This is a genomic window from Aeromonas sp. FDAARGOS 1402, assembly GCF_019046925.1.
Classification (GTDB): domain Bacteria; phylum Pseudomonadota; class Gammaproteobacteria; order Enterobacterales; family Aeromonadaceae; genus Aeromonas; species Aeromonas caviae.
Window position 1 is genome coordinate 3,798,285 of record NZ_CP077201.1, and the last position, 13,301, is coordinate 3,811,585.

Below are 13,301 nucleotides of genomic sequence, written 5' to 3' on the forward strand. Positions count from 1 at the left end.
AAGGAGGCCTGAGCCTCCTTTATTTTTATAACAGAGCTGGATTAGACCAGAGCTGCTTTAGCTTTTTCAACCAGGGCGGTGAAAGCCAGCTTGTCGTGAACGGCGATATCGGACAGGATCTTGCGATCGATCTCGATGGAAGCCTTCTTCAGACCGTCGATCAGACGGCTGTAGGACAGGCCGTTCTGACGGGCTGCAGCGTTGATACGTGCAATCCACAGTTGACGGAACTGACGCTTCTTCTGGCGACGGTCACGGTAGGCATACTGACCAGCTTTGGTTACCGCTTGTACCGCTACGCGGTAGACACGGGAACGGGCGCCGTAGTAACCCTTGGCGGCTTTCATTACTTTCTTGTGACGAGCGCGAGCGGTCACACCACGTTTAACTCTTGGCATTTTTCACATCCCCCCTTATGCGTACGGCAGACAAGCGACAACACGTTTGTGGTCGGCAGCGGAAACAAAGAACTTCGGTCCCAGCTGACGCTTACGCTTGCTGCTCTTCTTGGTCAGGATGTGACGCAGGTGGTTGTGCTTGCACTTGAAGCGACCTGAGCCAGTCTTCTTGAAGCGCTTTGCCGCGCCCCGGTTGGTTTTCATCTTCGGCATTTCATACTCCGCATTGTGAGTGACAACAAAATCGCAAGGCGAACCGACTCATGGGGCCAGCCCCATGAGTCAATTTCTTGTGGGCCTTAAGATTTCTTCTTGGGTGCGAGGACCATCACAGCTTGACGGCCTTCGACTTTCGGGAACGATTCGACTACGGCCAGCTCTTCCAGATCGTTCTTGACGCGCTCGAGAACCTTGATACCAAGATCCTGGTGGGCCATTTCACGACCACGGAAGCGCAGGGTGACCTTTGCCTTGTCCCCGTCTTCCAGAAAGCGAACCAGGTTGCGTAGTTTTACCTGATAGTCGCCTTCGTCGGTGCCAGGACGGAATTTGATTTCCTTGACCTGGACGACTTTCTGCTTTTTCTTCTGTTCTTTGGTGGTCTTGCTCTTTTCGTAGAGGAATTTGCCGTAATCCATGATCCGGCAAACGGGCGGCTCAGCGTTCGGACTGATCTCGACCAGATCCACTCCAGCCTCAAGGGCCAAGTTCAGCGCATCCTGAATGGAGGTGATGCCAATGGCTTCACCATCCAGACCAGTCAGACGAACTTCTTTCAGACGGATCTCTTCATTGATCCGGTGAGCGCGGGCTTGCGGTTGCTTGCCCAGTTTTTTTCCGCCTTTTATAGCTTATTCCTCCACTTTCTTTTGTCCGCGGGTCTGAACTTCCTGGGTCAACAGAGCAATCAGCTCTTCAACAGGATAAGAGCCCAGGTCAGCCCCTTTACGAGTACGCACTGCAATCTTGCCGGCTTCTACTTCTTTGTCGCCGCAGACCAGCATGAAAGGTACCCGCTTCAAAGTATGCTCGCGGATTTTAAAGCCAATCTTCTCATTTCTCAAGTCCGCTTTTGCGCGAAGGCCCGCATCATTCAATGCCTTGGCAACTTTCACAGCATAATCGGCCTGGTTATCCGTGATATTCATGACCACGGCCTGGGTCGGCGCCAGCCAGGTCGGGAACAGACCGGCGTACTCTTCCGTCAGGATCCCGATGAAGCGCTCCAGCGAACCCAGAATGGCGCGGTGGATCATCACGGGGATGTGACGCTCGTTATCTTCGCCCACATAGGTGGCGCCAAGACGGCCCGGCAGGGCAAAGTCGAGCTGCACGGTACCACACTGCCAGGCACGATCAAGGCAATCGTGCAGGGTAAACTCGATCTTGGGACCGTAGAAAGCCCCCTCGCCCGGTTGCAGGTCGTACTTCAGGCCGTTGAGTTCCAGCGCCTCGGCCAGCGCGGCCTCGGCACGATCCCAGGCTTCATCAGAGCCGATACGCTGCTCCGGACGGGTCGAGAGCTTCACCACGATGTTTTCGAAACCGAAGGTGCCGTAGACGTCATAGACCATGCGGATGCACGCAGACACCTCTTCCATGATCTGCTCTTCGGTACAGAAGATGTGGGCGTCATCCTGAGTGAAGCCCCGTACCCGCATCAGGCCGTGCAGGGAGCCTGACGGCTCGTTGCGGTGGCAGGAGCCGAACTCGGCCATGCGCAGGGGCAGATCGCGGTAGGATTTCAGACCCTGGTTGAAAATCTGCACGTGACCCGGGCAGTTCATCGGCTTGATGGCGTACTCGCGGTTTTCGGACTGGGTGGTGAACATGGCCTGGGCGTATTTCTCCCAGTGACCTGAACGCTCCCACAGCACGCGATCCATCATGAAGGGGCCTTTCACTTCCTGATAGTCGTACTCTTTGAGCTTGCCGCGGATGAAAGTTTCCAGCTCGCGGAAGATGGTCCAGCCGTCGTTGTGCCAGAACACCATGCCCGGCGCTTCTTCCTGCATGTGGTACAGGTCGAGCTGCTTGCCGATCTTGCGGTGGTCGCGCTTGGCGGCCTCTTCCAGACGCTGCAAATAGGCCTTGAGCTGCTTCTTGTCGGCCCAGGCGGTGCCGTAGATGCGCTGCAGCATCTTGTTGTTGGAGTCGCCGCGCCAGTAGGCGCCGGACATCTTCTGCAACTTGAAGTGGTGGCAATGACGCATGTTGGGCACGTGCGGGCCGCGACACATGTCGATGTACTCTTCGTGATGATACAGACCGGGCTGGTCATCACGGGCAATGTTCTGATCCAGGATCTCGACCTTATAGGTCTCGCCACGGGCTTCGAACACGTCACGTGCTTCCTGCCAGGAGACCTTCTTCTTGATGACGTCGTAATCCTTGGCGGCCAGCGCCAGCATGCGCTCTTCCAGGGCAGCCAGATCTTCGTCGGTCAGGGTGCGGTCGAGATCGATGTCATAGTAGAAACCGTTATCGATGACGGGACCGATGGCCATCTTGGTCTGGGGCCAGAGTTGCTTGATGGCATGACCCAGCAGGTGAGCACAGGAGTGGCGCAGAATGTCCAGACCTTCTTCGTCTTTGGCGGTGATGATGGCCAGGGAGGCATCGGTTTCGATCAGCTCACAGGCATCCACCAGTTCACCGTTTACCCGACCGGCAATGCACGCCTTGGCGAGACCGGGACCAATGTCCGCGGCCACATCCATGACGGAAACGGCGTGGGCAAATTGACGTTGGCTGCCGTCAGGCAGAGTAATGATTGGCATTAGGTGTTTCCTTATACAGTGGTGACCCCTACCAAAGGCCACATGCAGGTTGGAGAAACCCTTTCATGTCCAGCTGTTCACTCCCGAGTTTCACCGTTCACAATACGGTTGGTACACGGCAGTGGCACACCATATGGCGTGTGCAAGGCCATCCATTGAGAGGTACAGCGGGGGATTGTATCAGACGCGACAACCCAGACAAGCTGTCTTGGCGATTTTGCATACCGCCTAAGCGCGGGTGTCAATCTGTCGTACTTGCGAGGGCGCCCTTCTGCTGCCATACCCTGTACCAGATTGAGGCGTCAGCCAAAGCAAGGAGAGCATGATGTACACCTACGACATTTCATTTCCGGAGCATGCAGAAAAGCTGGTTCATCCGGATCACCTTCTCACGACTCACTGTCCCGTCCATATCGGTGAGCTGGTGATCCTGGGTGATGGCAGCAAGCGGGAGGTATGCAGCATCGTCCACAGTGCCGAGCGCAGTACCCTCTATGTCACCGAAGTGACGCCCGGCAAAGTCACCGCCAGCCGTTGATCCCTAACCGGCGTTCAGAAAAGAGTGGCCATTGAAATCGAAGGCGCTGCGCCCCTCCTCGGCCAGCGCCATCTCCTGCAACACCTGGAGTGCCATCTTGTTGCCCTTTTGCGAGGCCTGATAGAGCCACTGCTTCGCCTCGGCCAGTTCAACCCGCCCGTTGACCCCCATCAGGTGCAGGATGCCCACCTTCAGCATGGCGGGCACATCACCGTTCCTGGCTGCCAGCTCCATCCAGCGAAACGCCTCGTGCAGATCCCGCTTCACCCCGGCCCCGCGCAGATAGACCTCTCCCAGCCGATACTGGCCGAAAGCGTCCCCCGCCTGCGCAGCCTGACGATAGAGTCGGATGGCGCGATCCATATCCTGCTCGCTCCCCTGCCCCACTTCATGGCTCCAACCCATCAGCGCCTGTGCCCGTGGCTGGCCCTGCTCCGCCAGCGGCGACCAGATCCGGGTCGCCTCATCAAAGTGCCCTGTCCGCCAGGCGCGGTTGGCCGCCGCCAGCTCCTGATCGGTGGAGAGCGGGATCAGACGCCAGATGACCAGCGCAATGAGGGCGATGAAGAGCCAGCGGGCAGTAGTAGGTTGCATGACATTTTCCGTGATCTGGTTCGCATTTCGTCTATGTAAACGAAATGTAGCAACAGATCAAGCAGGAGATCACCCGGGTTCACCCTCTTTCATGGGGTCGCTCTTTGCGAACTTGCAGTTTGACGGGCTACACAGCAAAATAACTGTATATATAAACAGTGCATTGGTGATGTGATGGCAGGACGAGGCGCGAACCACAATGTCGAGCACCGCTTCAGCGGCCCGCAAATCGAAACCGTTGACGACGGCTGGAGTCAGAGCGACTGGGACGCGGCATTTGCCGCCAGCGCTCCCCGTACCGAGGTGACGGAGATCAGCGCCCGCAGCATCATCAGCTACAACGATTCGCCGGATCTTCCCTTCGGTCGCTCCATCAATCCCTATCAGGGGTGCGAGCATGGCTGCATCTACTGCTATGCCAGACCCAGCCACGCCTACCTTGAGCTCTCCCCCGGGCTGGATTTCGAGAGCAAGCTGTTTGCCAAAATCAATGCTGCCGAGCTGCTGCGACGGGAGTTTGCCAAGCCAGCCTATCAGCCACAAACCATCGTGCTGGGGGCCAATACCGATCCCTATCAACCCATCGAGCACCACTATCGCCTGACTCGCGAACTCCTGACGGTGATGCTGGCTCATCGCCATCCGGTAGGGCTCATCACCAAGAGCGCCATGATCCTGCGCGACCTCGATCTGCTGACCGAGCTGGCCCGGGAAGGGTTATGCCAGGTGATGGTGTCGGTCACCACCCTCAATGAGACGCTGAGGCGACAGCTGGAGCCCAGGGCCAGCACGGGGGTTGGGCGGATCAAGGTGATCGAACGACTGGCCAAGGCCGGTGTGCCGGTCGGCGTGCTCGCCGCCCCCATGATCCCCAGGCTCAACGAGCCGGAACTGGAACAGATCATCAAGGCCGCCGTCGACGCCGGGGCGGGCTGTGCGGATTACATCTTGCTGCGATTGCCCCACGAGCTCACCACCCTCTTTTGCGACTGGCTCGATACGTACTATCCCGGCCAGAAAGAGGCGATCCTCAACCAGCTGCGGGCAAGCCGGGGTGGCGCACTCAACAGCGCCACCTTTGGTAGCCGCATGCGAGGTGAAGGACAGTTTGCCGACCTGCTCGCCCAGCGCTTTCGCCTGATCAGCAGGCGGCTGCAACTGGGCAAGCGCCATATAGCACTCAATACAGCCGCCTTCATCCGCCCGGGCGAGCAGTTGCGTCTGTTCTGAGCACCGTCAGCCCCGTGTTCTCGGCGGGCAGCTCCCCGCTGGGTGGCGCTGTGCAATCAGCTCCGCAGGCAGGCGTGATGGCTCGTGCGCCACCTCCTCCTCATCCACCCTAAGGCGCGCCTTCTCCTGCCCTCCCCACATCCGGCTCCACCAGATCTCCCACATTACCCAGCTCGTCATAACAGTGCTCCTGGCAAGCGATGCCTGCCTCTGTGGTGGCCTCATTCAACGCAGGCAGCATGGCTGGCCGTCATGACAGGGCCATGACAGCCGAGTGAAGGAATCGTGTTGATGCGATGGGGTCAACCCTGCATATCAGGAATATGACGCCGTGGCAGGCAGGGCTGCATGCACGGCAGACGGAGCCGGGCACCAGAGAAGAGAGCTGCTGGGCAAGCACAAGGACGGGGAGAGCCTGCGGTGAGGCGGACAAAAAAAGAGCGACCATCAAGGTCGCTCTTTTGCACCGGACAAAGGGGGACGATTACTCGTCGCTCGCCTCCCCGGTATCGACGGCGCCAGCGTCCGCTGCGGTGTCGGTGCCTTCAGACACCTCCCCTTCAACAGCCAGGGCCTCGGTTTCCTCTTCGTCGCTCTCGGCAACACGCTGCAGGCCGACCACGGTCTCGTCTTCACCGGTACGGATCAGACGCACACCGCCGGTGTTGCGGCCGATGACGCTCACCTCGGACACCCGGGTACGAACCAGGGTACCGCCGTTGGTGATCAGCATGATCTGGTCGGTATCTTCGACCTGGATCGCATCGATCACCTTGCCGTTACGCTCATCCACCTTGATGGAGATGACGCCCTGGGTACCCCGGCTCTTGGTCGGGTACTCGTCCAGCGCGGTACGCTTGCCGTAACCGTTCTCGGTGGCGGTGAGGATGGCACCATCACCACGGGGCACGATGAGGGAGACCACCTTGTCACCGGCGCCCAGCTTGATGCCGCGCACACCGGCAGCGGTACGACCCATGGGACGTACGCCCTTGAAGGTGCCTTTGCTTTCGGTGCCTTCGCCGTTGTCGCTGCCGTCATCGTCGTTGCCGGCGTCGTCGTCGGTGTCGACTTCGTCAGTGGCATCGGCATCGGCACGACCACTGCCTTCCGCAAAGCGAACCACCTTGCCCGCATCGGAGAAGAGCATGATCTCGTTGCTGCCATCGGTGATGTCCACCCCGATCAGCTCATCACCCTCTTTGAGGTTGATGGCACGGATACCGGAGGAGAGCGGACGGCTGAAGTCAGACAGGCTGGTCTTCTTCACGGTGCCGTTGGCGGTGGCGAAGAAGACATACTTGTCGGCGTCATATTCTTTCACCGGCAGGATGGCGGTGATGCGCTCACCCTCATCCAGCGGCAGCAGGTTGATGATCGGACGACCGCGGGCGCCACGGGACGCTTCCGGTAGCTGATACACCTTGAGCCAGTAGACCTTGCCACGGGTGGAGAAGCACAGAATGGTGTCGTGGGTGTTGGCCACCAGCAGACGCTCCACAAAGTCCTCTTCCTTGATCCGGGTGGCCGACTTGCCACGACCACCGCGGCGCTGGGCCTCGTAGTCGGAGAGCGGCTGATACTTCACATAGCCCTGGTGAGACAAGGTAACGACCACGTCTTCCGGGGTGATCAGATCTTCGATGTTGATCTCGGCACTGGACATGCTGATCTCGGTGCGACGCTCGTCGCCGTACTGCTCGCGCACGGCCAGCAGCTCGTCACGGATCACTTCCATCAGGCGTTCCGGGCTTGCCAGGATGTGCAGCAGCTCGGCGATGAGATCCAGCAGAGATTGGTACTCTTCCAGGATCTTCTCGTGCTCGAGGCCGGTCAGCTTGTGCAGACGCAGGTCAAGGATGGCCTGGGCCTGGATCTCTGTCAGGAAGTACTGCCCTTCACGGATGCCGAACTCGGGCTCCAGCCACTCGGGGCGAGCCGCGTCGTCGCCCGCTTTTTCCAGCATGGCGGCCACGTTGCCGAGCTCCCAGCCCTTGGCTACCAGGGCGGCTTTCGCATCCGCCGGGGTCGCACTGTGGCGAATGAGCTCGATGATGGGGTCGATGTTGGCCAATGCCACCGCCAACCCTTCCAGGATGTGCGCCCGATCCCGCGCCTTGCGCAGCTCGAACACGGTCCGGCGAGTCACCACTTCACGGCGGTGCAGCAGGAAGGCATCCAGGATCTCTTTGAGGTTCATCACCTTGGGCTGGTTGTTGTCCAGCGCCACCATGTTGATGCCGAACGTGGTCTGCATCTGGGTGTGCTTGTAGAGATTGTTCAGCACAATCTCGCCGGACTCGCCGCGCTTGATCTCGATGACGATGCGCATGCCGTCCTTGTCGGACTCATCGCGCAGGGCGCTGATGCCCTCGATTTTCTTCTCTTTGACCAGCTCGGCGATCTTTTCGATCAGGCGAGCCTTGTTCACCTGATAGGGGATCTCGTGGACGATGATGGTCTCGCGACTGGTCTTCTCGTCCACCTCCACTTCAGCCTTGGCCCGCACATAGACGGAGCCGCGACCGGTACGGTACGCCTGCACGATGCCGGAACGGCCGTTGATGATGCCGCCGGTGGGGAAATCCGGGCCGGTGACATGGGTCATCAGCTCGTCAATGGTGAGGTCGCCGTTTTCGATCAGCGCCAGGCAACCGTTGACAATCTCGGTGAGGTTGTGAGGCGGGATGTTGGTCGCCATGCCCACCGCGATACCGGAGGAGCCGTTGACCAGCAAGGTGGGGACCTTGGTGGGCATGACAGCCGGGATCATCTCGGTACCGTCGTAGTTCGGCACCCAGTCCACGGTCTCTTTGTCCAGATCGGCCAGCAGCTCGTGGGAGATGCGCGCCATCCGCACTTCGGTGTAACGCATGGCCGCGGCGTTGTCGCCGTCCACCGAACCGAAGTTGCCCTGACCGTCGACCAGCATGTAGCGCATGGAGAAATCCTGCGCCATCCGGACGATGGTGTTATACACGGCGATGTCGCCATGCGGGTGATATTTACCGATTACGTCACCGACCACACGGGCCGATTTTTTATAGGGCTTGTTCCAGTCGTTCCCCAGCTCGTTCATTGCATACAGAACGCGGCGGTGAACCGGTTTCAAGCCATCACGCACATCCGGCAGAGCTCGTCCTACGATCACGCTCATGGCGTAATCCAGATAGGAACTCTTGAGCTCTTCTTCGATGTTGACCGGCGTGATCTCTCTGGCCAGATCGCTCATAGAAAGCCTTAATCCCTAATTAGTTGTTCTTTGGCTTAAACAGCGCGACATGGTAACACACTGAGCCAAATACATTAAGCCACAAATCCGATGAGCACATCGGGCTGGTGCGACGAGGTCGGTCCGTTATAATGCGCGCCAGGACAATAGATTGCGCGCGCCCAGCCCGCTGCGCGCCTTGCCACAGGATCATCAAAACATGAATAGTGATGCCAATGTCGATCTGACAGAAATCGCCAAATTTGAAGCCATCGCCTCCCGCTGGTGGGACATGGAGGGCGAATTCAAGCCGCTGCATCAAATCAACCCGGTGCGCCTTGACTGGATCACCGACAAGAGCGGCGGCCTGTTTGGCAAGCGCGTGCTCGACATCGGCTGCGGTGGCGGCATCCTCTCCGAGAGCATGGCCCGCCGGGGGGCCCGGGTCACCGGCATCGACATGGGCAAGGAACCCCTCGGCGTCGCCCGCCTGCACGCGCTGGAACAAGGTGTGGAGCTCGAGTACCGCCAGAGCACCGCCGAAGCCCACGCCGATGAAGCGCCTGGCCAGTATGACGTGGTTACCTGCATGGAGATGCTGGAGCACGTGCCGGACCCGGCCTCGGTGCTGCGCGCCATCGCCACCCTGGTACGGCCGGGGGGCAAGGTGTTCGTCTCCACCATCAACCGCAACCCCAAAGCCTATCTGATGATGATCCTCGGGGCCGAGTACCTGTTGAAGATGGTCCCCAAGGGCACTCACGATCACAAGAAGTTCATCACCCCCGCCGAACTGTGTCGCATGGGGGAAGCGGCGGGCCTGCTGGTGCGGGACATGAGCGGCGTTCACTACGCCCCGCTCTCCAACAGCTTCAAGCTCGGCAAGAATGTCGACGTCAACTACATGGTGGCGTTCGAGCGCCCGGAGCAAGGCTGATGAGCACACCTCACCCGATGCCCCTGCGCTGCGTGCTGTTTGATCTGGACGGCACCCTGCTGGACACCGCCCCAGACCTTGGCGCCGCCGTCAATCACGTGCTGATAAGCGAAGGCTTTGCCCCGCTCTCTGACGACATCATCCGCCAGACCACCTCCCACGGGGCTCTCGGGCTGCTCAGGGCCGGTCTTGGGGACGAGCTGCTGGAGGAGCTGGGGGCCACCCGCCTTCGCACCGCCCTGCTCGACTACTACGCCGCCAACCTCTGCGTCGGCACCCGCCCCTATGAAGGCATGGTGGATCTCATCGAGTGGCTCGACGAAAAAAAGCTGCCCTGGGGCATTGTCACCAACAAGCCGGGTTTTCTCACCGAACCGCTCCTGGCAGCCCTGCCCGAACTCGCCAGTTGCGGCGTGACCGTGAGCGCCGACACCCTGCCGGTGCGCAAGCCCGACCCCGCCCCCATGTTCTTTGCCTGCGAGCGCCTCGGCATCGCGGCGAGCCAGTGTCTCTATGTGGGGGATCACGTGCGCGACATCGAGGCCGGCCGCAATGCCGGCATGCGTACCGCGGTGGCTGGCTGGGGTTATCTCAATGATGACGAGGATCCCGCCCTCTGGGGCGCCGATCTTCACTTTGATACCGTGCAGGCCCTGCACCACTGGCTGCGTTACGAGCTGAGCTGACACGTTCATTGCCCATGACCGACAAGGCATCCGGATAGAGGTGGATCTGCGGGGCAACTTTGATGTTGTCCCCATGGCCATGTGGGCATCTGCCCCGGCGCGCAGCTCCCCCCGCAGCACACCAGAGGGATCCCGGACGATCCCTCTTTTTACGGGCTTGGCAACCCCCCGAACGGCGTAACAGGACACCTTTTGACCCTGACTGCACAAGGGATGAGCAGGCCGGATTTGCTAGTAAAAACACCCTGCTTTCGCAAGCAAAAAAAGTTATTTTAATTTTCCATCTTCGATCGCCGGACTTGCATTTGACGGATCGGACGGATGAAAACCCGTTCGCTGTGAGCGTCCACTAACTCCCGTCCCAACACCCACAATTTATCCACAGCTAATGCGTTATCCACAGATTGCATTACCGCATCGACCTCACTATCTTGTAGTTCGCATTAAAAATAACACTACATCTTGTGATTCATCGCACAATCCCTGCCCAGTTTCCCTCGACAGACGGAGCCGGGTTGCGCCATTGTGCGATGGCTTTTCGGGAATCAACCGATACCGGCAGGTATCAATGAAAGGGGTCATCAGCCAATGAACTTGTTTGTGACGAAGCGTAACGGACACAAAGAACCCATCGATCTGGATAAAATTCACCGTGTGCTCGACTGGGCTGCCGAGAAGCTCGACAACGTGTCGGTCTCCCAGGTGGAGCTCAAGTCCCACATCCAGTTCTATGACGGTATCCGTACCGCCGACATCCACGAGACCATCATCAAGGCTGCAGCTGACCTCATCTCCGAGCAAAGCCCGGACTACCAGTACATGGCTGCCCGTCTGGCCATCTTCCACCTGCGCAAGAAGGCCTACGGCCAGTTCGAGCCGCCCCACCTGTATCAGCACGTCGCCAGACTGGTGGACATGGGCAAGTACGACAAGCACCTGCTGGAAGACTACACCCAGACGGAATTTGAGGAGCTGAACGGCTACCTCGATCACTGGCGCGACATGGACTTCTCCTACGCGGCGGTCAAGCAGCTCGAAGGCAAGTACCTGGTACAGAACCGCGTCACCGGCGAGATCTACGAGAGCCCGCAGTTCCTCTACATCCTGGTAGCGGCCTGCCTCTTCTCCAAGTATCCGAAAGATACCCGTCTGGACTACATCAAGCGCTTCTATGATGCGGTCTCGACCTTCAAGATCTCCCTGCCGACCCCGATCATGAGCGGCGTGCGCACCCCGACCCGCCAGTTCAGCTCCTGCGTGCTGATCGAGTGTGACGACAGCCTGGATTCCATCAATGCCACCGCCAGCGCCATCGTGCGCTACGTTTCCCAGCGCGCCGGCATCGGCATCAACGCTGGTCGCATCCGTGGTCTGGGCAGCCCCATCCGTGGCGGCGAAGCCTTCCACACCGGCTGCATCCCCTTCTACAAATACTTCCAGACTGCGGTGAAGTGCTGCTCCCAGGGCGGCGTGCGCGGCGGTGCGGCCACCCTGTTCTACCCGCTGTGGCACACCGAGGTGGAGAGCCTGCTGGTACTGAAGAACAACCGCGGCGTGGAAGAGAACCGGGTCCGTCACATGGACTACGGCGTGCAGATCAACAAGCTGATGTACCAGCGCCTCATCAAGGGCGGTGACATCACCCTGTTCTCCCCGTCCGATGCACCAGGTCTCTATGACGCCTTCTTCGCGGACCAGGACAAGTTCGAAGAGCTCTACGTCAAGTACGAGCAGGATCCGGCCATTCGCAAGAAGACCCTGAAGGCGGTGGATCTCTTCTCCCTGATGATGCAGGAGCGCGCCGGTACCGGTCGCATCTACATCCAGAACGTGGATCACTGCAACACCCACAGCCCGTTCGACCCGAGCGTGGCACCGGTGCGCCAGTCCAACCTCTGCCTCGAGATTGCGCTGCCCACCAAGCCGCTCAACAACGTGGATGACGAGGACGGCGAGATTGCCCTGTGCACCCTCTCCGCCTTTAACCTGGGCGCCATCGAGAAGCTGGAAGATCTGGAAGAGATGGCCGAACTGGCCGTGCGCGCTCTGGACGCCCTGCTCGACTATCAGGACTACCCGCTCAAGGCCGCCAAGAAGGGCAGCATGAACCGCCGCACTCTGGGGATCGGCGTCATCAACTACGCCTACTACCTGGCGAAAAACGGTGCCCGCTACTCCGATGGTTCCGGTCTGGCCCTGACCCACCGCACCTTCGAGGCGATCCAGTACTACCTGCTGAAGGCCTCCGTGCAACTGGCCCGCGAGTTCGGCCCCTGCCCGGCCTTCAACGAGACCACCTATGCCCAGGGTATTCTGCCCATCGATACCTATAAAAAGGATCTGGACACCCTGTGCAATGAACCCCTGCACCTGGACTGGGAAACCTTGCGCGAAGAGATCAAGACCGTGGGTCTGCGCAACTCCACCCTGACCGCCCTGATGCCGAGCGAGACCTCCAGCCAGATCTCCAACGCCACCAACGGCATCGAGCCGCCCCGCGGCCTGGTGTCGGTGAAAGCCTCCAAGGACGGCATCCTCAAGCAGGTGGTGCCGGAGTACCACCGCCTGAAGGATCAGTACGAACTGCTGTGGAAACAGCCGAGCGTCGACGGTTACCTGCAGCTGGTCGGCATCATGCAGAAGTTCGTGGATCAGGCGATCTCCGCCAACACCAACTACGACCCGGCCCGCTTCGAAGGCAACAAGGTGCCGATGAAGCAGTTGCTCAAGGACTTGCTGACCGCCTACAAATACGGTCTCAAGACCCTCTACTATCACAACACCCGTGATGGTGCCGACGACACCCAGACCGATCTGCAAGATGACGGCTGCGCCGGCGGGGCTTGCAAGATCTAACCGCGAAACGCACTGATAAACCGGGCGGGAGCTTCAAGCTCCCGCCCTCCTGTTTTCCCTATTTCACGGCA

General features: G+C 59.6%; 12 protein-coding genes. 5 read left to right on the plus strand and 7 right to left on the minus strand.

The features are described from left to right. Positions 1-41 precede the first annotated feature (41 nt). The 4 genes from rplT to thrS all read right to left on the minus strand — a co-directional run bounded on the left by rplT (position 42) and on the right by thrS (position 3,178). Positions 42-398, minus strand: coding sequence for a 50S ribosomal protein L20 (rplT, locus tag I6L32_RS17825; protein ID WP_010674800.1), 357 nt, complete (start codon positions 396-398; stop codon positions 42-44). A 15-nt stretch (positions 399-413) separates the two neighbouring features. Next, the gene (rpmI, locus tag I6L32_RS17830) at positions 414-611 is read right to left on the minus strand and encodes a 50S ribosomal protein L35 (RefSeq protein WP_005300673.1); all 198 of its coding nucleotides are present in this window, start codon (positions 609-611) and stop codon (positions 414-416) included. A gap of 86 nt (positions 612-697) precedes the next feature. Further along, a complete protein-coding gene (infC, locus tag I6L32_RS17835; RefSeq protein WP_185219337.1) occupies positions 698-1,228 on the minus strand; it encodes a translation initiation factor IF-3 in 531 nt (176 codons plus the stop codon). A 21-nt stretch (positions 1,229-1,249) separates the two neighbouring features. Then, on the minus strand, positions 1,250-3,178 hold the full coding sequence (gene thrS / locus I6L32_RS17840) for a threonine--tRNA ligase (RefSeq protein ID WP_052815417.1): 1,929 nt from the start codon (positions 3,176-3,178) through the stop codon (positions 1,250-1,252). A 322-nt stretch (positions 3,179-3,500) separates the two neighbouring features. Here thrS and I6L32_RS17845 point away from each other — a divergent pair, with 322 nt between their 5' ends. Further along, entirely contained in the window at positions 3,501-3,716 is a 216-nt protein-coding gene (locus I6L32_RS17845; protein ID WP_216944283.1) for a hypothetical protein, read from the plus strand. A 3-nt stretch (positions 3,717-3,719) separates the two neighbouring features. On the opposite strand, the gene I6L32_RS17850 is transcribed toward I6L32_RS17845, so the two are convergent. Further along, on the minus strand, positions 3,720-4,310 hold the full coding sequence (locus I6L32_RS17850) for a tetratricopeptide repeat protein (protein WP_164882852.1): 591 nt from the start codon (positions 4,308-4,310) through the stop codon (positions 3,720-3,722). A 174-nt stretch (positions 4,311-4,484) separates the two neighbouring features. Between I6L32_RS17850 and I6L32_RS17855 the strand changes: the two genes are divergently transcribed. Continuing rightward, positions 4,485-5,540: a PA0069 family radical SAM protein gene (locus I6L32_RS17855; protein ID WP_216944284.1), complete on the plus strand. Its 1,056-nt coding sequence runs from the start codon at positions 4,485-4,487 to the stop codon at positions 5,538-5,540. A gap of 6 nt (positions 5,541-5,546) precedes the next feature. Here the strand turns inward: I6L32_RS17855 and I6L32_RS17860 are convergent, their stop codons facing one another. Next, positions 5,547-5,720, minus strand: coding sequence for a hypothetical protein (locus I6L32_RS17860; RefSeq protein ID WP_216944285.1), 174 nt, complete (start codon positions 5,718-5,720; stop codon positions 5,547-5,549). 304 nt (positions 5,721-6,024) lie between these two features. After that, positions 6,025-8,772: a DNA topoisomerase (ATP-hydrolyzing) subunit A gene (gyrA, locus tag I6L32_RS17865; protein WP_216944286.1), complete on the minus strand. Its 2,748-nt coding sequence runs from the start codon at positions 8,770-8,772 to the stop codon at positions 6,025-6,027. Positions 8,773-8,971: 199 nt separating this feature from the next. Between gyrA and ubiG the strand changes: the two genes are divergently transcribed. From ubiG to nrdA, 3 genes are all read left to right on the plus strand, one after another. Beyond that, positions 8,972-9,688, plus strand: a complete 717-nt coding sequence (gene ubiG, locus I6L32_RS17870) for a bifunctional 2-polyprenyl-6-hydroxyphenol methylase/3-demethylubiquinol 3-O-methyltransferase UbiG (RefSeq protein WP_052816220.1) — start codon at positions 8,972-8,974, stop codon at positions 9,686-9,688. Next, the gene (locus I6L32_RS17875; protein WP_201872696.1) at positions 9,688-10,374 is read left to right on the plus strand and encodes an HAD family hydrolase; all 687 of its coding nucleotides are present in this window, start codon (positions 9,688-9,690) and stop codon (positions 10,372-10,374) included. Before ubiG ends, I6L32_RS17875 begins: the two co-directional genes overlap by 1 nt. A gap of 588 nt (positions 10,375-10,962) precedes the next feature. Continuing rightward, positions 10,963-13,230 (plus strand): class 1a ribonucleoside-diphosphate reductase subunit alpha, encoded by a 2,268-nt coding sequence (nrdA, locus tag I6L32_RS17880; RefSeq protein WP_216944287.1) that lies wholly within the window; start codon positions 10,963-10,965, stop codon positions 13,228-13,230. Positions 13,231-13,301: the final 71 nt, after the last annotated feature.